Raw genomic sequence first — 25,266 nt, 5'->3', positions numbered from 1 at the left:
GACTTTTTTATATTTAGGCTTTAAATTTTGGCTTTGAAAAGACCTTAATTGTTGGCAAATCATCTTTAAATTTTTCAATCTGCACCAATGCCGTAGCTTGATTTCCGCACGCAAGGCTTGATGTTTTATCGTTTGGCACTAAGACATTTACGTTTCCGTGAACGCAAAGCCCGTCTTTATCAGGATCCCACCAAGCACCCTCTTGCATACGAATGACGCCTTTTTTGACATTTTCGGTTACAACTACACCTGCTAAAAGCTCACCCCTATCGTTAAACACACGCACAATATCGCCGTTTTGTAGCTTTCTATCTTTTGCGTCATCTGGGTGTATCCACACAGGTTCCCTTCCTTTGATCTCTTCAAGATCCCTAAGCCAAGTATTGTTTAGCTGTGAGTGTAGGCGATATTTTGGGTGTGGAGTTACTAAATTTAGTGGATATTTCTCTGCCTTTTTGCTTCCTAGCCACTCCTCAGGCTCCATCCAAGTAGGGTGTGCCTTGCAGTCATCATAGCCTGCTTTTTCTATCTTTTTAGAGAAAATTTCAATCTTTCCTGATGGAGTGCCAAGTCTGTTTGTGATAGGATTTTTTCTAAAATCAGCCATTTTTACATACTCTTTTGCACTTTCTGGCACCTTAAACTCAGCATATCCTTTTGCCCAAAACTCATCAAAACTTGGCATTTTTAGTCCGCTCTCATCGGCTTTTTTCTTTGAAGCTTCGTAAAAGTGCTTAATCCAACCCATAGTATCGCGACCCTCTGTAAAGGCTTTAACTTCTGTTTCTCCAAACTGAGCTAAAATTCCGCTGTAAATTTCATAGTCGCTTTTTGCCTCGCCGTAAGGCTCTGCGATTTTGTGCATAGCTAGAATTTTCTTATTTGTGTGAATTTTTGTTATGTCGTTTCTCTCTTGCTCGGTTGAAGCTGGTAAAACGATATCTGCCATTCTTGCACTTGCCGTCCAGAAGCAGTCTTGAACGATAAATGTATCAAGTTTTTCAAATGTTTTTGCCATTAAATTTGTATCAGGGTGGTGATGGAACGGATTTCCTCCAGCCCAGTAAGCCATTTTTATCTGTGGAAACGTTAATTTTTTGCAGTTAAAGTCTATCTCAAGGCCTGGATTATTTATGCAATCAAGTATGCGAGATACTGGAATAGCGATATTTGATCTATTTTTCCACTCACCTTCAACGCTTGGAGTGATACCTATCTGACCAAGTCCAGGGAATGCTGATGATGTGGTTGCTTTGCCACTTGCTAGGCTTAAGGCTGAGCCAACAGGCATAGCTGGGCTTGGAGTACCGCCGTCTGAGTAGTGGTAGGCAAAGCCAAATCCACCGCCAGGTAGTCCGATTTGACCTATAAATGAGGCAAGAGTGATTGCCATCCAGTGGAATTGCTCTCCGTGTCTAGCACGTTGTGGTCCCCAGCCACCCATTATCATTGTACGTTTTGAGCCAAAAATCTTAGCTAAATTTTTAATCTCATCTTCGCTTATGCCACAAATTTTAGCTGCCCATTTTGCGTCTTTTACGACTTTATCTTCAGCTTCGCCAAGCAGGTATTTTTTAAATGCTTCTGCTCCGCTTGTGTATTTTTTTAAGAAATTTTCATCGGCTGTGCCGTTTTTTATCATCTCATAGCAAATAGCCATCATTAAAGGCACGTCAGTTGTCGGATTTACCGCTATATGCTCGGCATTTAGATATTTTGCTGTGTTGTTATAGACTGGGTCAATGTTTATAACCTTTAGACCACGCTTTTTCATCTGCTCTTTTAGCTTTTTAAAGTAGATATAACTTTCGTGATCTGGCACACCCCAAGCGATTTGGTTTGTATTTAGCGGATCAGCTCCCCAAAGTACTACAACTTCTGAATGCTCTAAAACTACAGGCCAAGCTGTAACAGCTGCGTTGCCTTCATCAACGCCAGTTATGTGCGGAGTTATGGCACTTATTGCGTGTTGAGAGTAGTTTAGTGTTCTTGTCGTGTAGCCACCTAATATATTTAGCATTCTGCCAAGCAAGGCTTGTGGGTTATTTACGCTACCTACGCAGTACCAGCCATAGCTTCCGCCATAAATGCTTTGGGCTCCATACTCTTTATAAACTCTTTTTAGCTCATCAGCCACTAGTTTATACGCCTCATCCCAGCTTATCTCGACCCACTCGTCTTTACCGCGTTTTGACTTGTCGCTTTTATATCCTTTTTCTAGGTAACCTTTTCTGACGGCTGGTTTTGCAATGCGAGTTTCGTCATAAGTCCTTGCAACTACGCCTTGCGTTAGGCTAACTGGGAAAAAGTCTAGCTCGTCAATGTGGTCAATGCCCTCAAATTTACCATTTTTACTAAAGGCTTTAAACGCTCCAAAGTGACTTGCACTTACTTTTTTGGCTTCATCGTTCATTAGCTCATCGCTGATAAATGAACCAGCATTTAAACTGCTAACACCGACAGCTCCTGCTCCTACACCTTTTAAAAAATCTCGTCTTTTCATTTTTTCTCCCTTTGAAAAAAGTACTAATGAGCATTATATAGGGGTAGATTTTAAAAAATACTGAAAAATTATGTTATATTGTAAAGTTAGTTTTTTATATTAATATTTATTTAAAATTTATTAGGCTAGAGCCTTTAAAATCTGTTTTGCACTGGCAAATGCAAAGTGCAAATTATATCCGCCAAGCATACCAGTAACGTCTAAAACTTCGCCGATAAAGTAGAGATTTTTTACATTTTTGCTTTGGAAATTTTCATTTAGTTCTGTCGTGCAAACTCCACCACGGCTTACTTCTGCACGTTCAAAACCAAATGTTCCAGCAGGAGCGAAGTCATATTTAAAAAGCCTATATACAAGCTCTTTTTGCGTGTTATCGTAGTTGTTAAATGCCATATCTTTTAGCCCTTGCGACTTTAAAAACTCGACCACAAAACTCTTTGGTAAATTTAAAACACTTGATAGCTGTTTTTTACCGCAAACTAGACCGCTTTTATTAAAATTTGGTAGAAAATTTATAGACATTTGCCCCTTTTTCCAAAAGAGCGAAGTGTTTAAAATGGCTGGACCGCTTATGCCTTTGTGTGTAAAAAGTATATCGCCGCTAAATTTTCTCTCTCCTAGTAAAATTTCAGCTTCAAAGCAAACTCCGCTTAGATTTTTAAACCAAAACTCATCTTTTTGCACCGTAAATCCTACAAGCGCTGGTTCAAATTTGTTAATCTTTAGACCAAAATCACTAGCGATTTTTAAGCCGATATCACTAGCCCCTAACGCTTTGTAACTAGCCCCGCCCGTGGCTATGACTAAATTTTTAGCCATAAATTTTTTATCATCTTTGGTTGAAATTTCAAAAATATCACCGATTTTATCTGCCTTTATGACATCTGCGTTGTAAAAAATTTCGGCTCTTATTTTGCTTAAAAGTGCGTTTAAAACGGCTTTTGACGAGCTATCGCTAAAAAATTGTGAGTTTTTTTGCTCTTTAAATTTTACCTGGCTAAAAAAATCCAAAATATCTTTAAAACTTAAATCATCTAAAGCTTGTTTTATAAAATTTTCATCTGCTAGGTAGTTTTTGGGGTTTATGTGCCTGTTTGTGATGTTACATCTTCCGCCACCACTAGCTAAGATTTTCTTACCTGCTGAGCTATTTTTTTCTAAAATGGCGACATTTTTGCCTTTTAAATTCGCCGCCAAAAATAGCCCACTAGCACCACCACCAATAATTAAAATATCATATATCAAATTTTCTCTTTAGCATTTTTAGAATGTGTTTTGATAGCTCTAGTCCTCGTGAGCGGTGTGAAATTTCAAGCTTTATGCTCTCGTCAAGTTCGCCTATGGTCTTATTAAAGCCGTTTGGGATAAACATAAAATCATATCCAAAGCCGTTGTTTCCGCGTTCTTCGTCTATTGCTACTCCGTGCATAAAGCCGTGTGTGCTAAAATCCCCAAATTTCGATACTATGGCTATACAGGCTGTGTAGTGTGCTTTTGAGTTTTTTGCTTTTAGTGCGTTTAGCTCATCTTTAAGTTTTGCTCTGTTTGTCTTATCGGTTGCGTTTTCTCCGCTAAAACGAGCAGAAAAAATCCCTGGTCTGCCTCCAAGCACATCAACGCTAATACCGCTATCATCGCTTAGAACGATAAATTCATTTTCTAGTTTCATCTGCTTTAGTTTTTCATAAACGGCTTTTGCTTTTATGAGTGCATTTTGTTTAAAGCTAGAGCCATTCTCAACTATCTCAAAAGGCTCTAAAATTTCACTAAGTGCGAAAATTTCATACTCTTTTAGATACTCTTTTATCTCTTTTACTTTGTCTTTATTTGAGGTTGCAAGGACGATTTTCACGACTTTTCCTTTTATCATTTTGGCTGTGATTTTATCAAAATATTTAAAATTTTGTGTTAAAATCTAACTTTTTTGAAAGGAAATTTGATGTTAAAAAGTGTTTTACCGCTTAGTTTTATCATTGGCAATAGATTTTTTGGTATTTTTATAGTGCTTCCAGTTCTTAGTCTTTATGCGTTAAATTTAGAGGGTGCGAACGAATTTTTAGTAGGTGTTTTAATAGGCGGTTATGCGATAACACAGATGATTTTTCAGGTGCCATTTGGTGTGCTTTCTGATAAAATCGGACGCAAAAAAAGCATAGCAATAGGGCTATTGATATTTATTGCGGGATCGTTTATATGTGCGGTGTCTGCTGATATTTACATGATGATTTTTGGCAGGTTGCTTCAAGGCGTGGGTGCTATAGGTGCGGTTGCAACGGCGATGATAAGCGACTACACAAGCGAGGATAATCGCTCAAAAGCTATGGCAATAATGGGGGTTTTTATCGGACTTGCGTTTTCGTTATCGATGATTTTAAGCCCAATTTTAAGCAAGAGCTGGGGACTTTCTGGGCTTTTTTATCTAAGCGGAGGACTTAGTATTTTATGTCTTGTTTTGCTTTTTACGGCTGTGCCTAAAGATGTAAAAGTAGTTCATATCGAGGAGAAAGTTCCATTTTCAAAGCTCATTTTGCAAAAGGATTTTTTAATAATTAGCATTACAAATTTAATGCAAAAAATGCTTACAAGTATCGCATTTTTGGCTATTCCTATTATATTGGTAAATGAGCTTGGGTTTTTAAAAGATAGCCTTTGGCAAGTTTATGCCATTAGCACGGTTTTTGGTTTTATAGCTATGGGGCTTGGCGGGTTTTTAGGCGATGGTAAAGGGCTTAGCAAGGCTATTTTGCTAGTTGGGGTAGGGCTATTTATCGGTGCGTATTCGTTTTTTAGCGTTGCTAGTAGTTCGTTTGTGTTTATAATCGGCGTTGTTGTATTTTTTATAGGTTTTAATCTACACGAGCCAATAATGCAATCTTGTGCTACAAAATTTGTAAAATCAAAACAAAAAGGTGCAGCACTTGGAGTGTTTAACGCGTTTGGTTATTTTGGCAGTTTTGTAGGCGGAATTTTTGGTGGGTATGTGCTTCACAAACACTCTATGTTTGAGCTGGGTGTAGTTTGCGTGGTGCTTTGCTGTATTTGGCTTTTGGGACTTTTAAGACTAAAAGATCCGCGTGTTTTTAAGAGCTTAAAATTTAGCAAAGATACTGATATATCAGCACTTGATGGAGTAAGTGGGGTTTTTGATAGAGTTTTAAATGATAAAGCAAAGATTGTAAAAATCGATCAAAGTATAATCAGCGAAGAAAAGATAAGAGAAATTTTAAACATAAAATAGCAGAAATTTTAGTTTCTGCTCTCATACTCGTTAAAACCAAACTCACGTATGATTTTGATATCGCCATCTTCTTTTAAGAGTGCTAAATTTGGGAGTTTTACTCCATTAAACGTTGTATTTTTTACAATTGTGTAGTGAATTTGATCTTTAAAAATAACCTTATCGCCTATCTTTAGCTCGTTATCAAATCTATACTCGCTATCTCCGGCTTCAAGACCTACGATATCTCCAGCAAGACAGGTGTGACTACCTAAAAGATACTCAAATTTTCCGTTTTTGCTCTCATTTTCTACAGCTGGACGATACGGCATAAGCACGGTATCTGGCATATGTGCTTCGGCTGAAACGTCTAGGATAGCTATATTTTTTTCATTTTGCACTATATCAAGGACGCTAGATATTAAAAATCCAGTTTGCCAACCAACAGCCTCTCCTGGTTCAAGTAAAACATCTACATTGTATTTTTGTTTGAAATTTTTAATAAGAGCAATAAGCAACTCAACGTCATATCCCTCGCGTGTGATATGGTGTCCGCCACCAAAGTTTATCCACTTCATTTTTGGTATAAACTCTCCAAATTTTCGCTCAAACTCAGCCAAGACAAGCTCTAGACTCTTTGCACTCTCTTCGCAAAGTGCGTGAAAGTGAAGTCCGCTTATGCCATCAAGTAGCTCAGGGTTAAAGTTTGCCCTTGTTACTCCAAGGCGACTAAAACGACCACAAGGGTTGTAGGCTTCTACGGGAGATACTGAAATTTCAGGATTTACTCTAAGTCCGCAAGATATGCCAGATGATAGTGCTTTATCTTTAAATTTTACCCACTGGTTAAAGCTGTTAAAGATAACATCGCTTGAGATAGATAAAATTTCATCTATCTCATCATCTTTGTAAGCTGGAGAGTAGGTGCAAATTTCGCCACCGACGTATTTTTTAGCAAATTTTGCTTCATATAAGCCACTGCAAGTTGCACCATCAAGATACTGGCTAACTAATGGCATAACTCCGCTAAATGCAAAACCTTTAAGGGCAACTAAAATTTTGGCTCCGCTTTGATCTTTTACGTATTTTAAAAGTTCTAAATTTTTACGAACCTTGGCTTCTTCGCAGACGTAAGCTGGTGTTTTTAGTTGCTCTAAAGTCATTTTATATCCTTTTGCTATTTAAGTTTTGCTTCTTCTACGATTTTTGGCACACTTTTTACGCCTGCACTAAAGTATTTAGTTCTAAGTGCGTTCATCTGCTCTATTTGTTGCTCGGTTACAGCTTTTTCAGGTACTTTTGCGTCTTCTGCAAAGTATTTGCGTAAAATTTTAACCTTATCGCTATCGCTTTTTGCTGTTGCGACCTCTTTGTAGATTAGATAGCTTTTTTCAAGTGCGCTTGTGTCGTGAACTGAAGTTAAGATGATCTTGATATTTTGTGTTTGTAGGCGTTTTTCGGTGTTTTTTAACTCCGCTCTACAATATGGACATTCAGGGTCACTAAATATAACAACGGTTGGTTTTTTAGGGTCGTTACCTAAAGAGATGATGTTTTTGCTGTCCTCTTTTTTGTATGTGTCAGCGAGTTTTTTATTCATTATATTTTCCATTATCTCACCCTTAAAACTCTTTTGATTTTTAAGGTCAAACATATCAGGGAAGATTAGATCTTTGTTTGCAAAAACAACTTCTGTATCGCTATTTTGTCCGTCAGAGATGTTTATAAGAATGCTTTCATACTCTGGAAATTGCGCTATTTTCTCTCTTGAAGTTACTTCAACTTTTATACCCTCTGGCACGATTTGTTGATAAAATTTTATGATCTCTTCGTTTGAGACACCAAATGCTATGTTTGCTAGAGCAACGCTAAAAAGTAGTGTTTTTTTCATTTTTTACCTTTGTTTTGGAATTTTTGTTGATTATAGTTTATCTTTGTTAATATCATTTAAATTTTCTATCCTGCCCGTCTTTGATAATATTTGCATCTTTATCTAGCGTTTCAAGATATGCGATTACATACTTTCTGCTTAAATTTAGGACGTCTTTTGCGTTTTGAACATTTACAAACCCTTGCGTTTTGATGATATTTTTTAGGCTACTTATGGCTTCATCTAGGGCTTTTGTGGTTACAAAAAGGTTGTGAGCTAGACGCACGACTCTGCCTTGTGCTGTTAGCTTTTTAAGGGCATTATCGCCACTTACTCTATCTATCTCAAGCTCATCATAGATATTATATGGAGCCTCTGGGGATAGGTTTGCATTTGAGAGAATTTTATAAATTTCATCTTCAAGACGCACCTTAAGTTCGCTTAAATCAACTCCAGTTTTTGTATAAACTCCGTCATTTTTGCTAATTATTTTAGTATCTTCAAGCTCATTTAATGCGATTTGAACTAGATTTTGACTAGCCCAAGTAAGCTTTAAACTAATAGAATTTGCAGAAAAAATAGCAAATTTGTTTTTTTGGATAATAAAATTTATAAAATCTTTTATCCTGCTTATAGCACTTAAATCATAGACATTTAGCACGGCTTCATCTATGAAGGTATTTGGCAGAGTTTTTGCGATTTGCAGGGCGTCATCGTGGCTTAAATCAAATCGTTGAAACGAACTTATAAGCCCAAAGCCATTTTTGTGAAGCTCTTTTAATATCGCAAATACCGCTTTAAAATCCTTGTGATTTAGTGCGTTTAAGAAATTTATTTTAGATTGTTTTTTTAGCGGTTCGCTAATTGGATTTAGCACTCGTCCGCCACCTACTACACGTCCATTTGCGATTAATATAAATGGTTCGTTAAATTTTAAAAACATATCTTTTTCAAATTTAAATGTTACAAATTTACTCTGGTTTTGTTCGCTTAGTATTAGGGATTTTGCTGGTGCTTGTTTTGAACCCACACAAAATGTAACGTTTTGGTTGTGAGATATTGCTGCAAATACGACAGCGTCGATCTCTTTAAAACCTCTAAAAAAGCCTTTTTTGCTTAGAAGTTGCCCTTTTTTTAGCTCACTTAACTCAACGCCTGTTAGATTTAGAGCCACCCTTGAGCTAGTTCCTGCATTTTGTGTGTTTTGGTCGTGAGTTTGTATGTTTCTTACTAAAACTTCCTTTGCAAGGTCGTAGTTATAAAGCTTCTCACCAACCCTAACCGAGCCACTTAATACGCTACCAGTTACGACAGAGCCTATACCTTTTATACTAAAAGCCCTATCGATATAGTAGCGAAAAAGCCCCTCTTCGTCGCGTTTTTTAGGTTTTAGGTTAAAAAGATAATCGCGTAAGTTTGTCACACTTTGCTCATCTTTTATGCTTACAAAAAAGCTCTGAAGTATGCTTAAATTTTTAAAATTTTCTATATACTCGCTAAGCTCTTTTTGAACTTCTAAAAGTCTATCCTTGCTGACTAAATCGGACTTTGAGATGACTAAAATAATGCTTTTTACATCAAGCAAGGATAAAATTTCAATATGCTCTTTTGTTTGTGGCATAATTCCGTCATTTGCAGCCACGACTAGCATACAAACGTCAAATCCAAACGCCCCAGATATCATAGTTTTAACCAAATTTTCGTGACCTGGAACATCTATAAAAGAGATATTTTCATCGCCTCTTTTTAAATTTGAAAAGCTTAAATCTATCGTGATACCACGCTCTTTTTCTTGCTCTAAGTTATCACCCTCAAAGCCGTTTAGTGCCTTAATAAGAGCTGTTTTGCCGTGATCTATGTGTCCTGCTGTGCCTACTATTAGGTTCATTTTGCACTCTCTATTTTGTTAATTTTTTCTATTAGCTCTTTTACATCTTTATCTAAAATGCTTCTTAAATCAAGTAAAAAAGCCTCGTTTTCTATCCGTCCTATAATGCCCTCTGCTCTGTAAATGCTCTCGTTTAAAATAGCTTCTCCAGCTACTTTTAATGCTATGCTTGGATAGGTTTTATTAGGCAGACTACCGCCACCTACAAAGGTGTTTGTTTTTACTATCTCAAGTGGAGTTTTTAAATTTTGATTTATTAAATTTGCTAAATTTTCTAGACTAGAAAGCTCTTTGTTTATGTGTTTTATCGTAGTTATAAGCTCAAATTCCTTGTTTAAATAAGCCTTTACGCTCTCAGATAAAATCGCTAGAGTCACCTTGTCCACCCTAAGCATTCTTAAAAGCGCGTTTTTGCGTAGTTTTACGATTAACTCCCTTTTGCCAAGGATTATCCCTGCTTGAACGCTACCAAAAAGCTTATCGCCACTAAAGCTTACAAGGCTAACTTTGCTAAATTTTGCTATGCTAGGCTCATCTTTGCCAAGGTTGTAATTTAACTCGCCAACATAACCGCTACCAAGATCGTAATACTCTATTAAATTTCTGTCTTTTGCCAGTTTTGAAATTTCGCTTATATCGACACTTCGTGTAAAGCCAACGATGTCAAAATTTGAGCGATGAACCTTTAAAAGCATTTTTGTGCTTTCATTTATGGCGTTTTCGTAGTCATAGAGATGAGTTTTGTTTGTTGTGCCGACCTCTTTTAGGATACTTCCTGAAGCACTCATAACGTCGGGCACACGAAAACTACCACCTATCTCAACTAGTTCGCCTCTGCTAACTATAGTTTCGCCACCTTTTGCAAATGTGTTTAGGATTAAAAACACGGCACTTGCGTTGTTATTTACCACAAGTGCGTCCTCAAAGCCAAAAAGAGATGAGAGTAAAGAGCCGATATAATCGTATCTGTTGCCTCTTTGTCCACTGTTTAGGTTGTATTCTAAATTTGAATATGATGTGATGACGTCCTTTGCCCTAGATAAAATTTGCTCATCTATCACGCTTCTTGCTAAATTTGTGTGCATTACGACGCCAGTTGCGTTTATTAGGCGTTTTAAACCCTTGTTTATAAAATTTTCATATTTTTGTAAGATTAGCTGAGTTAGTTTGTCAAACTCTAGCATATCCTTGCCTTGCTTTAAAAGCTCTCTTTGCTTTTCTAGCTCATCTCTTACGATGTTTGCTAGTATCGGTTTTATCGCTGTTTTAAAACACTCAAGGTTTAAAATTTTATCCACTTGTGGTAGTTTGTTTAGGCTCATTTTTTCTCCAAGTAAGTTTGTTTTACTGGTGCTTATTTTAGCAAATAAATTAAATTTAAGCCTTAAAGGGCTTTTAATAAGTTTAAGAGTAATATGCTCTTTTTGATAATCAAAAAGGAAAGATATGAAAGAATTTGGCTTTTATGATAATGTCGGCGGAGTTATGCTAAATGAGCAGATTGAGGTTAGTTCTGATGAAAATATTCAGTTTTTAGTCGCAAATTCTAAAAAACTAAAGGCTGAAATTTACGCACCTGAGATAAGCTTTTATCTTAGAAATTCAAAAGATAGTGTCCTTGATAAATCCAAAAACACACTTTTGCTTTATGAGGCTAGAGCGAGTGTTTTTGACGGAGCAAAAGATATAGATTATGAAAAAAAGGTCGGCAAAAACGTTGTTATTGTAAGTAATGCTGGTCGCGATAGTCTTAGTGAAATTTTAAAACAGCAAGAATATAAAGTCATAACTTTAAATCACTTTGAGATAAAATTTATCTATGGAGCCGTTGGAGAGCTAACTATAATAGTTCTAAACGAGCAGGGGGAATTTGAGCTTGAGGCTGATTTTGTGCTGATAGAAAATGCACGTGATTATATGCTTAGGCAGAGTGGTTGTGTTGAAATTTCATCAAAAAGCGATGATGAGGTTTTAGCGTTTTTAAATTCACACTCTCCAAACTACGCATACAAAAGCTTTATAACCTACGATCAAAGCATTTGCCAATATCACGAGCGTAGACAAGAGGTATGCGCTAAGTGTGCCGAGGTTTGCCCAAGCGTTTCTATACTAAAGGATGATGAGAAAAAGCACCTTGTGTTTTCGCATATTGATTGTATAAATTGTGGCGAGTGCATTAGCGTTTGTCCTAGCGGTGCGCTTGATAGTTCGCTTATGCCTAGAGATACATTTTTTAATAGTGCTAAGCTTTATAAAGGTAAAATTCCACTAATTTTATTAACCGATGAGCTTGAAAATTTAAATGTAGAGTTGCCACTAAACGTCCTACCTTTTGGCGTGAGGAGTGAGAAATTTTTAAACGAAACTCATCTTTTATCGCTACTTCAAGAAAGCGGTGCAAATCTCATCATATACCCAGCCACTCGCTCTCGCGGGACTATGGCGGCGATTGATATGATAAATCAAATTTATGAGCTTAAGTTTAAAAAACCTGCCATTTTTGTAGTAAAAAATGAAGCCGAGTTAAAAGACGCCTTGCTAAAAGCTAGTTTGATAGAGGGTTCGCAAAAATCAATAAGCTCATACGCTCTGCCAAAGCGTGAAATTTTTGCAAATCGCCTTAGCTTTTTAGTTGGCGATGATGATCTTGGCGTTGTTTTTGCTGAGGGCATTGTAGAATACGGCAAAGTCGAGATAAACCGCGATACTTGCACGCTTTGCTTAAGCTGTGTCGGAGCCTGTAACGTAAATGCGTTAATAGCCGATAAGAGCGACAACTCGATAAAATTTAACCCAAGCATTTGCACCGCCTGTGGATATTGTGAGCTTAGCTGTGCTGAGAAGGACACTATATCCCTAAAACGTGGCAAGATAGAGTTAAAACCGCAGACATTTACATATTATGAGTTAGCGCGTGATGAGCTGTTTAAGTGCGTTGAGTGCGGGAAAGAATTTGCCACTAAAAAGGCGGTTGAAAAGATAGCGACGATTATGACGCCACGATTTGCTGGGCAACCTGATAAGATAAGGACACTTTATTGCTGTTCTGACTGCAAGGCAAAAGTTATGATAAAAGCCCAACTTGCCGCACAAAATATGGGAGAGAGTTATGAATAATAGCGATATGAATAGGGCTAGGGCTTACTACTACGAATTTTTTGCGACGCCATTTTTCTTTAGCGAGAGCGATGAGAGCTTTAAAATTTGGCAAGAGCAGATGAAATTTTTAAGCCAAAATCCAATAAACGAAAGCGCAAAAAAGGCTTTTGATGAGCTTATGAAATTTGATTTTAAGGCTTTTAAAGCCGAGCAAAATGATGTGCTTTTTAACTTAAGCTACGCAAATGTGCCACTAACTGCTAGTTTTTACGAAGAGGGCAGAGATGACGGAGTTGCTAGAATTCGTGTCATAGAGATACTTAAAAAAGCTGGTTATGTTAGGGATGTTGATGAGTGTAAGGTTAGCGAGGATTACGTTGGTTTTATATTTTCTGCTATGGCAAAGCTTTTAGGCGATGAAAAGGCGGAGTTGGCAAACGAGCTTTTTAAAAGCGTCATAAATGGCTTCATAGACGAGCTTTGCGAAATGTTTGATGAGCATAGCAGGGCGAAATTTTATCTTGCGATTAAGGATATTATGAGTGGCTTTTTTGAGCTTGAAAGAGCGTTTTTAGCGATTAATGCTCCGTTTAGAGATAAAAGCGAGTTAAGCCCTGCTAGAATAGCGCTTAATAAAAAGCCATATCAAAGCAAAATGCCAACTATGAAGTCAAAAATAAATATGGACGAGATAACGCTTTAAATTTGCTTTTTGCGCTAAAGCCGAGTTTATACTCGGCTTTTTTATTTGTCCAAAAATTATTTTATTAAACATTAAGTTAAAAAAAGATATGTAAAATTTTAAAATATCGTATTTTAGGCAGTTATATTTTCTTAAGCTTTTTATAGATAAAATGGCAAAGTTTTTACTTATGTTTAAAAAGGGGTTTGGTATGAAAGATCTTCTTTATTTGGACAAAGATAATTGCGGTTTTGGGCTACTTGCAAACATAGACAATATCCAAAGCTACGATATAACAAACAACGCCATCATCGCTCTTGAGCGTATGATGCATAGAGGCGCGATAGCCAGTGACGGCAAGAGTGGCGATGGTTGCGGATTTTTATTTAGTATGCCAAAGGACTTTATGCGTATAGTCGCAAAGAGCGAGGGCGTCGATCTGCCAGAGCTTTTTGCTGTTGCTATGGTGTTTTTAAAAGACAACTCTCAAATAGAAAAAATCCAAGAAATTTGCGATAAAAACGATCTAAAAATTTTACTAATTAGAGATGTTCCTGTGGACTCAAGCGTTCTTGGCGAACTTGCCTTAAGCAGTCTGCCACGCATTCTTCAGTTTTTTGTCGTTCCAAACTCCATAATCTCAAAAAAGCGTTTTGGCTCACTTTTGTATCTTGCTAGGCGTGAAATTCAGGGAACATTTAGAGATGATGAGGACTTTTATGTGGCGTCCTTTTCACACAATGTCATTGTATATAAAGGGCTTGTAATGCCAACCCACATTAAAAGCTTCTTTAAGGATTTAAATGATGAAAATTTTAAAACGTCATTTGCACTTTTTCATCAAAGATTTTCAACAAACACCTTGCCAAAATGGCGATTAGCTCAGCCTCTAAGAACTCTAGCTCACAATGGCGAGATAAACTCGATAAGCTCAAACAGGATAAATTTAAAAATCAAGCAAAATTCTCTAAAAAGCGAAGTTTTTAGCGATGAGGAGCTAAAAAGGCTATTTCCTATAAGCGACACAAATAGAAGCGATAGCTCAAGCCTTGATAATGCGTTTGAGTTTTTGATAGAAAATGGTTTTGACTTTTTTAAAGCGGTTCGCTGTCTAATCCCAGCCCCTTGGCAAAACAGCCCACACACGGACGCTAAAATTCGCTCTTTTTACGAGTATTCAAGCGTGACGTTTGAGCCTTGGGACGGACCTGCTGCGGTTAGCTTTACAAATGGACGCTTTATAGCCTGTGTGCTTGATAGAAACGGACTTCGCCCAGCAAAGTATGTCATCACAAAAGATAGACAAATTTTAATCTCTAGCGAATATGGAGTCCTTGATATAGATGAGGAAAATTTGCTAGAGCGTGGTAGATTACAGAGCGGACAGATGATAGGCATAGACCTAAAATACGGCAAAATCATCAAAAATAACGAGATAAACGACTACATTAAAAATTCTCAAAACTATACAAAATGGCTAAATGAAAATATGATACATCTTGAGGAATTTGCTCATCTTAGCTTTGAAGAGTATGATGATTATAAGTTGCCAAATTTGATTAATATGCAACGCAATGCCTGTGTGACGCAGGAATTTAAAGAGAGTATTATCGCGCCTATGTATCAAAGTGGTAAAGAAGCAACTGGCTCTATGGGAGATGACACTCCACTTGCTGCGTTTTCAAGCGTTCAGCGTAGATTTAGCGACTTTTTTAGACAGAAATTTGCTCAAGTGACAAATCCGCCAATCGATCCATTAAGAGAGATGATAGTAATGAGTTTAAATGTTACGTTTGGCGAGTTTAGAAATTTCCTAGCCGAAGACGCCTCTCACGCCTTAAGGATAAAGACTATTTCTCCGGTTTTAATGCAAGAAAAAGTCAATGTTTTAAAATCGTTTGGTGACGAAAATAGTCCACGCTACAATAGTGCGTTTAAGCATAAAATTTTTGATACGACTTTTAGTCAAAATTTAAAACAGAGTTTGCAAGATTTATCTGATAGCGTGATAAACGCCGTTAAAAACGAAAGCATTCATATTGTATTTTTAGATGATAGAGCTCAGAGTAAGGAGCGAAAATTTATACCTATGCTACTTGCTATTGGCAAAGTTCATCAAGAGCTTATAAAAGCTGGACTTAGGCATTTGGTATCTATCGTGCCTATTAGCTCTGAGGCGCTTGATGCTCACGCTATATCTGCTATGCTTAGCTACGGCGCAGGAGCGGTGTATCCGTATATGCTTTATGCCAGTGTTTATGATGAGTTTAAAGACAGACCAGAACAGATAAAACAGGCTTTAAAAAATACTCATCACGCGCTAAATGCTGGAATTTTAAAGATAATGTCAAAAATGGGTATCTCAACCGTTGGCTCGTATAAAAATACGGCTCTTTTTGACATCATCGGGCTTGGCGATGAGATTGTAAAAGACTGCTTTGCTCAAAGCATTAGTTTGCTTAAAGGTCTTAGTTATGATGACATAGAGGCTCGTATAGCTAAGGCTCACGATGACGCGTATGATACGCAAGATAGGCTGTTTGCTCTAAATTTGGGCGGGTATTATAGATATTTAAAAGATGATGAGTATCACGACTATACGCCAGATTTAATCAACCAAATTCACAAAACATCTATAACTGCAGATAGCGATGACTACGCAAAAGTCAGACAAATGGTTTTAAGCAGAAATAATAAAATGGTGCGTGATTTGCTTGAGATTAGAAGCGATAAAAAGCCGATTAAGCTAAGTGAAGTTGAGAGTGTTGATGAAATTTTCAAACGCTTTAACACCGCTGCTATGAGTCTTGGCTCGATAAGCCCAGAAGCACACGAAGCTATGGCAGAAGCTATGGCCAAAATAGGCGGTATGAGTAACTCAGGCGAGGGTGGTGAGCTAAAAGAGCGTATGAAAGGCCCGTTAAATTCTAAGATAAAGCAGATCGCTTCAGGGCGTTTTGGCGTTAGTGCGCAGTATCTAGCTAGTGCAAAAGAGATACAGATAAAACTGGCTCAAGGCGCAAAACCAGGCGAGGGCGGTCAGCTCCCTGGTCATAAGGTTACGCCGTTAATCGCTAGTTTGCGTTACACTACGCCTGGTGTCACGCTCATATCGCCACCGCCTCATCACGATATTTACTCGATCGAGGATTTAGCGCAACTCATTTTTGACTTAAAGCAGGTAAATCCTAGCGCGAAAATTTCAGTTAAATTAGTTTCAAGCGCAGGTGTAGGCACGATAGCTGCTGGTGTTGCAAAGGCGTATGCTGATAAGATAATCATCTCAGGTGCTGACGGCGGAACTGGCGCTGCTGGTTGGGGAAGTATAAAATTTGCAGGAAACCCTTGGGAGCTTGGACTTATTGAAGCCCACAATGCGCTAAAAATCAATAAGCTTAGAACAAGCGTAGAACTACAAACCGACGGCGGTTTAAAAATAGGCAGAGATATTATAAAAGCAGCACTCCTAGGGGCTGAAAGCTATGCTTTTGGAACGCTTATGCTTATTATTTTAGGCTGTAAGGTTCTTAGAATTTGCCATTTAAATCGTTGCTCAGTTGGCGTAGCTACGCAAGATAGTGAGCTTAGAAAACACTTTGTTGGCTCAAGCGATAGGATTGTAAATTATTTAAGGCTTTTAGCTGAGGATATTAGGGCTGAGCTAGCCTCTATGGGTTATAAAAAACTTAGCGATATAGTCGGCAGAAACGACCTTTTGGTGCAAAAAGATAGCGAGTTTGCCTTGAAATTTGATACAAGTTTGCTAACCTATCACGTAAGAGGCGTAAACACCTGTCAAAAGCCAAGCAACGAGCCGTTTGATAAAAATGAATTTGAGCGTAAAATTTTAAAAGAAATTTACAAAACCATACAAAACCCAAGCGAAAAAATCGTCATAGATAGACAAATTTGCAATCAAAACAGAAGCTTTGGAGCCTTAATATCAGGCGAAATAGCCAAATTTTACGGAGATAATGCACTTGCTAGTCAGACCATACGTATAAATTTAAACGGCGTAGCTGGTCAGAGTTTTGGTGCATTTTTGGTCGGCGGTATGGCACTTTATTTAACTGGCACAGCAAACGACTATGTTGGAAAAGGTATGAGCGGTGGTCGCATAGTCATAACCCCAAAAATCGGAGCAAAAGGCTTTGCTTGTGCTGGAAATACCTGCCTTTATGGTGCGACTGGCGGTAAGTTGTTTGTCGCTGGGGCTGTTGGTGAGAGATTTTGCGTGAGAAACTCAGGTGCTACGGCTGTTGTTGAGGGGGCTGGAGATCATGCTTGTGAGTATATGACCGGCGGTATAGTGGCGATTCTTGGTGCGACTGGAGTGAATTTTGGTGCAGGTATGACTGGTGGACTTGCATTTATTTACGATGAGGAGCGAGAATTTGTAGATAAGTTAAACGGCGAACTGGTCGTAGCTATGCGTATAGATACTGATGAGATGGACGAGGTTAGACACTTTTTAAAGCGTCTTTTGATATCTTACGCAAACGAAACTAGAAGTCAAAAAGCAAATGAAATTTTAGAAAATTTCAGATACGCTGTTAGAGATTTTTGGCTTGTAAAACCAAAAGATATGACAAAACTTCCACTAAATCCTGATGAGGGGGCTTAAATGCAAGAGTTTGTAAATTTGGGAAGAGGCGAAGCCCTAAAAAGAGACGCTTTTGTTAGAATTTGCGATTTTAAAGAGATTTATGAGCTTTTAGATAAGGACGTTGCAAAAGAGCAATCAAGCCGTTGTATAGGTTGTGCAAATCCATTTTGCCATTCAAAGTGCCCACTTGGAAATTTCATACCTTTTTGGCTTAGGTCAAATGCGAGTGAGAATTTAGAACAGGCGTTTAAAATAAGCAACGAAACAAATCCTTTTCCAGAGATTACTGGTCGCGTTTGTCCGCAAGATAGGCTTTGCGAGGGAGCTTGTACGCTAAATGACGGATATGGTGCTGTTATGATAGGCCCTATTGAGACATTTATAACCGAAGAGGGCTTAAAAAGGGGTTATAAACTAATTTGTGATACGCCAAAAATGGACAAGAAGGTAGCCATTATAGGCTCTGGACCGGCTGGAATTTCTGCTGCGACCTATCTTTTAAGAGCTGGAGTTGATGTGAGTATGTATGAGGCAGATGACCTGCCAGGCGGACTTTTAAGATATGGTATCCCTGGCTTTAAACTTGATAAAAGTATCGTTGATAGAAGATTTGAAATTTTAAAAGAGGCAGGGCTTAAAATTTTTACAAATTGCGAAGTTGGCAAGGATATTGAGTTTGATGATGTTGCTAATTCGCACGACGCTTTGTTTGTGGCTATTGGTGCTAGAAAGGCTAAAAAGGCAAATATTTTAAACGAAGATGCGCTTGGTTGCTTTGAAGCTCTTGATTTTTTAACAGCGATACAAAAAGGTGTAGATATTGGCTTAAAGGATAAAAAAATTCTAGTCATCGGCGGTGGTGATACGGCTATGGACTGCGTTAGAAGTGCTGTTCGTTGCGGTGCTAAAGAGGTCTTATGTGCGTACCGTAGAGATAAGTCAAGTATGGGCGGTAGCAAAAAGGAGTTCATAAATGCCGATGAGGAGGGTGTGAAATTTATCTTTAATGCCTCTCCAAAAGAGGTTAGAGTAAATGATAATGGCGAAGTTGTAGGCGTTATCGCTCAAAAGACATCTTTAAATGCCAAAAAACTAGATATTATAAAAAATAGCGAGTTTAATATCGCCTGTGATATTGTGGTTTTTGCACTTGGTTTTAGCGTTTTAGCACCAAAATTTTTAGTAGAAAATGGAGTTGAACTAAGTGAAAATGGGCAAATAGTTGTGGATAGACAATTTCAAAGCAAGAGTTGTGGCATATATGCTGGAGGAGATTGTGTAAGTGGTGCTGATTTGGTTGTAAGTGCCGCAAACGATGGTAAAATGGCAGCTAAAGCAATAATATCATCGTTTTTGTAGTTTCATAAGAAAACGCAAGGATATTTTGGGTATAATCAGCCAATTTTCTTTAAAAGATAGGTTTAAATATGAGTTTTATTGACATATTTTCAAAGATAAGAAAGGCACAACCAGCTCCAAACGAAGCACCATCTCACTGGGTTAAGTGCGACAGCTGTCACTCTTTGATGTATTATAAAGAGGTTGAGGCAAATTTTAGCGTGTGTCCAAAGTGTGACTACCATATGCGTCTTAAGCCAACTGATCGTATAAATTTGATTTGCGATGATGGCACTTTTGTGGAATTTGACGCTAGTTTAAGACCGGTTGATCCACTAAAATTTGTAGATAAAAAATCTTATAAAAAACGCATAAGCGAAAGCGAAGAAAAGACCGGCAGAACAAGCTCTGTAATATGTGGTGAGGGTAGATGTGACGGGGTTGATATCCAGCTTGTAGTATTTGATTTTGGCTTTATGGGTGGATCTTTGGCTTCTGTTGAGGGCGAAAAGATTGTCCGTTCTATAAAACGTGCCATAGAAAAACGTCAGCCAGTAGTCATAGTGAGTGCTAGTGGTGGAGCTAGAATGCAAGAGAGCACATTTTCTTTAATGCAAATGTCAAAAACATCAGCGGCACTTAAACTGCTAGATGAAGCAAAACTCCCTTATATTTCGGTACTTACAGACCCTACAATGGGTGGCGTTAGTGCGAGTTTTGCTTGGCTTGGAGATATTATCATTGCTGAGCCTGGGGCACTTATAGGTTTTGCTGGACAACGTGTCATCAAGCAGACTATCGGCTCTGATTTACCAGAGGGATTTCAAAGGGCTGAGTTTTTGCTAGAGCACGGACTTATCGACGCTATTGTGCCAAGAAATGAGCATAAGAAGTTCATTGGCGATATGTTAAAAATTTTAATGAATAAATCTAGGTAATTTTTTGGATATAAATGTTTTTAGCATACAAAAATCATCGGCTGATAGCTTTGAAAACGAGATAAAAAGCTACATAAAAATGTCATCTAAATTTGCTAGTTTAAATGATACTATAATCTTTAACGACAAGATAGCAAAGGCTCAAAATTTAAGTAGAAATGATGCACTTAACGCATACGATGATGTGTATATCCCAAAGATGAATAGCGGATACAATGTCATTTTAGATGAAAATGGCAAGAGTTTAGATAGCAAGGAATTTGCAAAAATTTTTAGTAAAAATAGCCGTATTAATTTTTTTATAGGCGGAGCTTATGGCATTAGCCAAAATTTAAAACAAAAGGCTGATATGCTAGTTAGCTTATCTGCTATGACTATGGCTCATAAGATAGCAAAACTCGTGCTATTTGAACAAATTTTTAGGGGACTTTGCATAAACGCTGGTCACCCATATCACAAGTAAGGTAGAATATGAACGAAAACGATTTGGCTTATTTTAAAAAGTTGCTCGAAGAGAGAAAAATTCAGATAACAAAAAACATTGCTGACGCACTAGAAGAGGTAAATGCATTGCGAGATAGTGGTGCTAGTGATGATATAGATATAGCGTCCATAAACTCAGATCAGCTCATCGAGCAGTCGATATCCGCACAGCAAAGAGCAGAGCTAAATGAGATAGAGCTATCTTTAAGCAAGATAAAAAATAAAACTTATGGAATATGCGAAATGTGCGAAGAAGAGATCGCTACTGCAAGACTAAAGGTCAAGCCACACGCAAGGTATTGCATAGCGTGTCGCGAGATAGTTGAAAAAACTGCAAAAAGCTAAATATGGAGGTTTTTGATGAAGACTAGACGATTTGTTGTATATTCTATCATCTACATTGCTCTTGTTGTTATGGCTGTTTATATGGTAAACAACAGCCTTTATAAATTTGAGTTGTTAGGATACTCATTGGAGTTTCCAATAGCGATATGGTTTGCTCTGCCGGTAGCGATATTTGCTCTACTTGCTGTAGCACATATATTTTATCACAGCTTTGGGGTTTATAAATTTAAAAGAAATCTAAAGCGTGACTCACATTTGTATGCTGAGCTATCTAGAGAGATTTTTTTAGGACTTCCTAGTAATAAAGAATTTAAAACCGATTTTTTTAAAACGCCCTCGGATATAACCAAAATTCTCTCTCCTTGGAATTTATACAAAGATAGAAACGTAGATGATGAGAGCATAGCAAGTGTCATTGGTATCTTAAGAGCTGTAAAAGACGGCGAGTTGGTTGAACTTAAGAAATTTAAACTGCCAAAGGATAATCCACTGTTTGTAGCAAATGAGCTAAATAAAATTTCAAAACAAGAGCTTTACTACCTTGAAATTTTAAAGGATCAGACATCTGTTGATGAGCTTAAGGCTAGTGCCTTTAAAAAGCTTGTTTGTGTGGGGGAATTTGTTGAGATTAAGCGATATGGTATAAACAAGCTTAGCTCACAAGATGTGATGGAAATTATAAAAAGATATACTCAAGATACCATTAGTATGAGCGTAGATGAAATTTATGATCTGCTAAATGATGATAAGATAAGCCGTGAGCAGTATTTGCAGTCTGCCATAATGCTTAAAAATAAGCTAAAACCTGATAGCTACAAAGCTATGTTTGAAAAGTTAAAAAACACTCATCAAGACGCAGAAGAGGCGTATGTTTATGTTCTTTACGAGCTTGTTTTACTAGATGAGGTTAGAGATATGATAGCAAATAGCGACTCTGATGAGTACATACAGATAAAAACTCTACTATTTTTGCGTGATAATGGCAAAAATGTGCCATCATCACTATTTTTTAAATGATAGACTTTAGTAAAAAACCCCTATTTTTAGCTCCATTGGCAGGTTTTTCTGACCTGCCTTTGCGTAGCGTTGTTAAGCGTTTTGGTTGCGATGTTACTATAAGTGAGATGATTAGCGCAAATGCACTCGTTTATGATAGTGCAAAGAGTGTTGAAATGCTACAAAAATCGCCTGAAGAGATACCATACATTGTCCAAATAGCTGGAAATGATGTAGAAAATATCAAAAAGGCTGTTTTGATAATCAACAAATTTGACGGCATTGACGGCATTGATTTAAACTGCGGCTGCCCTGTCCCAAAGGTTGTTAGACAAAGTGCCGGATCTGCTTTACTAAAAGATTTAGAACAGCTAAAGAGAATTTTAGAAACGATAAAAAACGTATCAAATAAAAAGATGTTAAGTGCAAAGATTAGGCTTGGTTTTGATGAAAAAAATCAAGTTTTGATCGCTAAGGCTTGTGAAAGCTCAGGCGTTGATTATTTAGCGGTGCACGGTCGTACGAGGGCTGGTGGATATAGTGCTAGTGTTGATTATGAGGCTATTTTATCTGTAAAACAGAGCGTTAAAATTCCAGTCATAGCAAATGGCGATATAGATGCCAAAAACGCAAATGATGTTTTAAAAATCACAAAAGCAGACGCCCTTATGATAGGCAGAGCAAGTATCGGTAAGCCTTGGATATTTAGCGAGATCAAAAGTGGCACCAGCGTAACAGCCCAGCTAAAGCAAGAGATAATCCTAGCCCACTTTGACGCTATGCTTAAACACTATGGTTTACAAGGTGCTTATATTTTTAGGAAGCACCTGCACCAATACAGCAAGGGTATGAGCGAGGCTAGCGCCTTTAGAGATGAGATAAATCGCATTGAAAATGTGGATTTAATGCGAGATAAGATAGAGAATTTTTTTGCTTAATGCAGGGATTTATCGTCAGGGTTCAAAAGGTAAAAGACGAGGATTTGCTCGTTTTTATCCTAACAAATGAAAATTTAATCAAATCATACCGCTTTTATGGAGCCAGACATCCAAGTGTAATGCTTGGTAATAAAATTGATTTTGAGTTAAATAACAACATAAATTTTCTACCCCATTTAAGAAATGTAATGCACCTTGGGTTTAGTTGGCAACTTGAGCGTGAAAGACTTTTTATATGGCAAAATTTGATGAGATTGTTCTACTATCACTTAAAAGATGTCGATAGCATAGATGAGATATATTTTGATGAGCTTGAGCAGTGTGCTAAGAAATTTGCAAAACAAAATCCAAAACGCTTGATAATTGAAAGCTATTTAAGGATACTTGAATATGAGGGTCGTTTGCATAGTGAGCTTGAGTGTTTTGTCTGTGATGAGCCGATTTTGGAGGATTTGTGCTTGGTTAGGGGATTTTTACCAGCACATAGGCACTGTTTGTCGCAAAATAGCTTTGATTTTAAAAAAATCGAGCAACTTTTTGATACAAAAAGTGCCATTTGGCTAGATGATGATGAGGTTGATAGGCTCTATTTAATCATACTTGAGGGATTTTAGTTGGTTAGATTAAAGCCCACTAAACGCATTTTTTGCATTAAGCAGATCCGTTTTATCAGGATGAGTCTTTGCAGCTTCCCACCTTGCTATACGCTCTGGCGTGATTTGATGCATTGCTTTATCGCCCATTTTTTGTGCAATTTGCTTCATTTGCTCGATGATTTGCGGGTCTATTTTGCCTTGACATACAAATTCGCGTAAAATTTCATTCCCTTTTAGAAATTCTCTCGCATTTTGCATTGTTTTTTCCAAAATTTCTTCCTCAGGCTCAGCCCCCATAGTGATAAAATATCCGACTTTTTTATTAATTATCTGCTCTTTGACAAATTTATAAAAACCGCTATCAGCTCCGCCTTTATCTATATAATAGCCCAAAATTATAAGATCAAAATCGTTTAAATTTGGTGCGTTTTCGTAGCTTAATGCGTCGCAACTAAGCTCGTCAGCAATAGCTTGTGCTACCATTTTAGTATTGCCTGTTTTTGATGAGTAGATGACGATTTTTTTCATTTATAAAACTCCTTTTGTGCTATTTTGCCAACTTCTGTTGCTATGTTATTTCCCCAAAAAATGCCATCACGAGTTAGCGTATAGCCATTTTTATTAAAGCTTAGTAGGGAATTTTCCTCGCATTTTTTAAAAAAATCATTTAGTGTAGATATTGTTTTTTTGCCTAAATTGTATTTTTTTATATCATCAAACAATACATTTTGATATTGAAATAGTGCTATAAATTTTTTATACTCTATCTCTTCATCGGCTAAAATTCCAATCATCTGTTGCTCTTTTTTGTAGTTAAATACCCCATACTTGCCAATCGCTCCACCAGCTCCTATGCCTATTGGCAAGATGTCTGCACCTTTGTGGGTCATAGCTATATAGTGGTAGCTATCTCTATCTTTTTTGGCTATTTTTGTTAATTCTAAAAGATAGTGATTATCATCTATCATACTTTCTAAAAATGTATGGTGCAAGATTATATCTTGCTCTAGTTTGTAGTAGTTGGTGTCATAATTTTTGCAAAATTCTGAGCCATCAAGAAACTGAAGTGAGTAAAAACTCACGCTATCAACGCCTATTTGTTTTAAAATTTCGGCGTCTTTTTGACACTCATGTATGCTTTGTTCTGGATAGTTGTAAATTATGTCAGCACACAAGATACCGCTAAATTCACTTCTTAGCTTAGCTAAATGCTCACTAGCTTTTATACCGTCGTTTATGCGATTTAGAATTTTTCTACCCCTATCAGATAGCGTTTGAATACCTATACTAAATCGATTAACGCCCAAATTTTGCATAAGTCTAAGCTTTGAAATGCTAAGGTTGTGAAGTGTGCTTTCAAAACTAAACTCGACATTTTTTGTGAGTTTGAAATTTTGATTTATGGCTGTTATAATGCGTTCCAAGTGACGCTCTTTTAGTGTTGTGGGTGTGCCTCCACCAAAATATACACTGCTAAACTCTTTTTGTTTAATATACTCAAATTTTGCGTAGTGTTCTATTTGAGATATTAGATAGTTCGCATATTCGTCAATCTCATCGTCAAGTTTTGTCCTATTCATGGAACAAAACGAGCAGATATTATCGCAAAATGGCACGTGAAAGTAGATTGCACCGTCCGCTTGATCTGGTGATGTTTGGCTTAAATACTCTTCAAGCAACTCTTTACTTGCTGGTTTTACGCGCTTAGGGTGTCCGGAGTGGTGCCCTTTTATGCGTTGTAAGAACATTGTTATTCCCCTTCATTTT

At 37.4% G+C, this 25,266-nt stretch carries 20 protein-coding genes; 11 read left to right on the top strand and 9 right to left on the bottom strand.

Annotated features, from left to right (window positions below; all coding sequences use genetic code 11):
* Positions 1 to 13: 13 nt before the first annotated feature.
* The 3 genes from CMCT_RS07425 to CMCT_RS07415 form a co-directional block, all read right to left on the bottom strand.
* On the bottom strand, positions 14 to 2,503 hold the full coding sequence (locus CMCT_RS07425; RefSeq protein WP_176325090.1) for a molybdopterin-dependent oxidoreductase: 2,490 nt from the start codon (positions 2,501 to 2,503) through the stop codon (positions 14 to 16).
* Between the two features lie 120 nt (positions 2,504 to 2,623).
* Positions 2,624 to 3,748 (bottom strand): BaiN/RdsA family NAD(P)/FAD-dependent oxidoreductase, encoded by a 1,125-nt coding sequence (locus CMCT_RS07420; protein ID WP_034968514.1) that lies wholly within the window; start codon positions 3,746 to 3,748, stop codon positions 2,624 to 2,626.
* Positions 3,738 to 4,355 carry a non-canonical purine NTP pyrophosphatase gene (locus CMCT_RS07415; protein WP_034968516.1) on the bottom strand — a complete coding sequence of 206 codons (618 nt, stop codon included), beginning with the start codon at positions 4,353 to 4,355 and terminating at the stop codon, positions 3,738 to 3,740. The genes CMCT_RS07420 and CMCT_RS07415 overlap by 11 nt, the downstream gene beginning before the upstream one ends.
* 87 nt (positions 4,356 to 4,442) lie before the next feature.
* Between CMCT_RS07415 and CMCT_RS07410 the strand changes: the two genes are divergently transcribed.
* The gene (locus CMCT_RS07410; RefSeq protein WP_034968518.1) at positions 4,443 to 5,741 is read left to right on the top strand and encodes an MFS transporter; all 1,299 of its coding nucleotides are present in this window, start codon (positions 4,443 to 4,445) and stop codon (positions 5,739 to 5,741) included.
* 8 nt (positions 5,742 to 5,749) lie between these two features.
* On the opposite strand, the gene nspC is transcribed toward CMCT_RS07410, so the two are convergent.
* Genes nspC through selA form a run of 4 tightly spaced genes read right to left on the bottom strand, consistent with a single transcriptional unit; the run spans position 5,750 to position 10,800 of the window.
* On the bottom strand, positions 5,750 to 6,883 hold the full coding sequence (nspC, locus tag CMCT_RS07405) for a carboxynorspermidine decarboxylase (protein WP_034968520.1): 1,134 nt from the start codon (positions 6,881 to 6,883) through the stop codon (positions 5,750 to 5,752).
* Between the two features lie 14 nt (positions 6,884 to 6,897).
* Positions 6,898 to 7,611 carry a thioredoxin fold domain-containing protein gene (locus CMCT_RS07400; protein ID WP_034968522.1) on the bottom strand — a complete coding sequence of 238 codons (714 nt, stop codon included), beginning with the start codon at positions 7,609 to 7,611 and terminating at the stop codon, positions 6,898 to 6,900.
* Between the two features lie 52 nt (positions 7,612 to 7,663).
* Entirely contained in the window at positions 7,664 to 9,478 is a 1,815-nt protein-coding gene (selB, locus tag CMCT_RS07395) for a selenocysteine-specific translation elongation factor (protein WP_171993445.1), read from the bottom strand.
* Positions 9,475 to 10,800 (bottom strand): L-seryl-tRNA(Sec) selenium transferase, encoded by a 1,326-nt coding sequence (gene selA / locus CMCT_RS07390; RefSeq protein WP_034968524.1) that lies wholly within the window; start codon positions 10,798 to 10,800, stop codon positions 9,475 to 9,477. Before selA ends, selB begins: the two co-directional genes overlap by 4 nt.
* Before the next feature lie 124 nt (positions 10,801 to 10,924).
* On the opposite strand from selA, the gene CMCT_RS07385 reads away from it, so the two are divergent.
* From CMCT_RS07385 to recO, 10 genes are all read left to right on the top strand, one after another.
* Positions 10,925 to 12,595, top strand: coding sequence for a 4Fe-4S dicluster domain-containing protein (locus tag CMCT_RS07385; RefSeq protein ID WP_034968526.1), 1,671 nt, complete (start codon positions 10,925 to 10,927; stop codon positions 12,593 to 12,595).
* A complete protein-coding gene (locus tag CMCT_RS07380) occupies positions 12,588 to 13,280 on the top strand; it encodes a TorD/DmsD family molecular chaperone (protein ID WP_034968527.1) in 693 nt (230 codons plus the stop codon). Before CMCT_RS07385 ends, CMCT_RS07380 begins: the two co-directional genes overlap by 8 nt.
* A gap of 190 nt (positions 13,281 to 13,470) precedes the next feature.
* A complete protein-coding gene (gene gltB / locus CMCT_RS07375; RefSeq protein ID WP_034968529.1) occupies positions 13,471 to 17,883 on the top strand; it encodes a glutamate synthase large subunit in 4,413 nt (1,470 codons plus the stop codon).
* Positions 17,884 to 19,224, top strand: coding sequence for a glutamate synthase subunit beta (locus CMCT_RS07370; protein ID WP_176325089.1), 1,341 nt, complete (start codon positions 17,884 to 17,886; stop codon positions 19,222 to 19,224). It begins immediately after the preceding gene.
* A 68-nt stretch (positions 19,225 to 19,292) separates the two neighbouring features.
* Positions 19,293 to 20,141, top strand: a complete 849-nt coding sequence (accD, locus tag CMCT_RS07365) for an acetyl-CoA carboxylase, carboxyltransferase subunit beta (protein WP_034968530.1) — start codon at positions 19,293 to 19,295, stop codon at positions 20,139 to 20,141.
* A 4-nt stretch (positions 20,142 to 20,145) separates the two neighbouring features.
* Positions 20,146 to 20,604 (top strand): 23S rRNA (pseudouridine(1915)-N(3))-methyltransferase RlmH, encoded by a 459-nt coding sequence (locus CMCT_RS07360; protein WP_034968532.1) that lies wholly within the window; start codon positions 20,146 to 20,148, stop codon positions 20,602 to 20,604.
* An 8-nt stretch (positions 20,605 to 20,612) separates the two neighbouring features.
* Positions 20,613 to 20,969 carry an RNA polymerase-binding protein DksA gene (dksA, locus tag CMCT_RS07355; protein WP_034968534.1) on the top strand — a complete coding sequence of 119 codons (357 nt, stop codon included), beginning with the start codon at positions 20,613 to 20,615 and terminating at the stop codon, positions 20,967 to 20,969.
* A gap of 15 nt (positions 20,970 to 20,984) precedes the next feature.
* Entirely contained in the window at positions 20,985 to 21,986 is a 1,002-nt protein-coding gene (locus CMCT_RS07350; RefSeq protein WP_034968537.1) for a hypothetical protein, read from the top strand.
* Positions 21,983 to 22,903: a tRNA dihydrouridine synthase gene (locus CMCT_RS07345; RefSeq protein ID WP_034968539.1), complete on the top strand. Its 921-nt coding sequence runs from the start codon at positions 21,983 to 21,985 to the stop codon at positions 22,901 to 22,903. Before CMCT_RS07350 ends, CMCT_RS07345 begins: the two co-directional genes overlap by 4 nt.
* Positions 22,903 to 23,517 carry a recombination protein RecO gene (gene recO, locus CMCT_RS07340; RefSeq protein ID WP_034968541.1) on the top strand — a complete coding sequence of 205 codons (615 nt, stop codon included), beginning with the start codon at positions 22,903 to 22,905 and terminating at the stop codon, positions 23,515 to 23,517. Before CMCT_RS07345 ends, recO begins: the two co-directional genes overlap by 1 nt.
* Before the next feature lie 9 nt (positions 23,518 to 23,526).
* On the opposite strand, the gene CMCT_RS07335 is transcribed toward recO, so the two are convergent.
* Together CMCT_RS07335 and CMCT_RS07330 are read right to left on the bottom strand one after the other, a co-directional pair.
* Positions 23,527 to 24,027, bottom strand: coding sequence for a flavodoxin family protein (locus tag CMCT_RS07335; RefSeq protein WP_034968543.1), 501 nt, complete (start codon positions 24,025 to 24,027; stop codon positions 23,527 to 23,529).
* Positions 24,024 to 25,247, bottom strand: coding sequence for a radical SAM protein (locus tag CMCT_RS07330; RefSeq protein WP_034968546.1), 1,224 nt, complete (start codon positions 25,245 to 25,247; stop codon positions 24,024 to 24,026). Before CMCT_RS07330 ends, CMCT_RS07335 begins: the two co-directional genes overlap by 4 nt.
* Positions 25,248 to 25,266 lie beyond the last annotated feature (19 nt).

The organism is Campylobacter mucosalis (genome assembly GCF_013372205.1).
Lineage (GTDB): Bacteria > Campylobacterota > Campylobacteria > Campylobacterales > Campylobacteraceae > Campylobacter_A > Campylobacter_A mucosalis.
This window is presented reverse-complemented; position numbering and strand designations above follow the sequence as displayed.

Bases quoted from the DNA above. Each gene is read 5' to 3' on its own strand.
- CMCT_RS07425 (WP_176325090.1), bottom strand. From the start codon at position 2,503: ATGAAAAGACGAGATTTTTTAAAAGGTGTAGGAGCAGGAGCTGTCGGT.
- CMCT_RS07410 (WP_034968518.1), top strand. From the start codon at position 4,443: ATGTTAAAAAGTGTTTTACCGCTTAGTTTTATCATTGGCAATAGATTT.
- nspC (WP_034968520.1), bottom strand. From the start codon at position 6,883: ATGACTTTAGAGCAACTAAAAACACCAGCTTACGTCTGCGAAGAAGCC.
- CMCT_RS07400 (WP_034968522.1), bottom strand. From the start codon at position 7,611: ATGAAAAAAACACTACTTTTTAGCGTTGCTCTAGCAAACATAGCATTT.
- selB (WP_171993445.1), bottom strand. From the start codon at position 9,478: ATGAACCTAATAGTAGGCACAGCAGGACACATAGATCACGGCAAAACA.
- selA (WP_034968524.1), bottom strand. From the start codon at position 10,800: ATGAGCCTAAACAAACTACCACAAGTGGATAAAATTTTAAACCTTGAG.
- CMCT_RS07385 (WP_034968526.1), top strand. From the start codon at position 10,925: ATGAAAGAATTTGGCTTTTATGATAATGTCGGCGGAGTTATGCTAAAT.
- CMCT_RS07380 (WP_034968527.1), top strand. From the start codon at position 12,588: ATGAATAATAGCGATATGAATAGGGCTAGGGCTTACTACTACGAATTT.
- gltB (WP_034968529.1), top strand. From the start codon at position 13,471: ATGAAAGATCTTCTTTATTTGGACAAAGATAATTGCGGTTTTGGGCTA.
- CMCT_RS07370 (WP_176325089.1), top strand. From the start codon at position 17,884: ATGCAAGAGTTTGTAAATTTGGGAAGAGGCGAAGCCCTAAAAAGAGAC.
- accD (WP_034968530.1), top strand. From the start codon at position 19,293: ATGAGTTTTATTGACATATTTTCAAAGATAAGAAAGGCACAACCAGCT.
- dksA (WP_034968534.1), top strand. From the start codon at position 20,613: ATGAACGAAAACGATTTGGCTTATTTTAAAAAGTTGCTCGAAGAGAGA.
- CMCT_RS07350 (WP_034968537.1), top strand. From the start codon at position 20,985: ATGAAGACTAGACGATTTGTTGTATATTCTATCATCTACATTGCTCTT.
- CMCT_RS07345 (WP_034968539.1), top strand. From the start codon at position 21,983: ATGATAGACTTTAGTAAAAAACCCCTATTTTTAGCTCCATTGGCAGGT.
- recO (WP_034968541.1), top strand. From the start codon at position 22,903: ATGCAGGGATTTATCGTCAGGGTTCAAAAGGTAAAAGACGAGGATTTG.
- CMCT_RS07335 (WP_034968543.1), bottom strand. From the start codon at position 24,027: ATGAAAAAAATCGTCATCTACTCATCAAAAACAGGCAATACTAAAATG.
- CMCT_RS07330 (WP_034968546.1), bottom strand. From the start codon at position 25,247: ATGTTCTTACAACGCATAAAAGGGCACCACTCCGGACACCCTAAGCGC.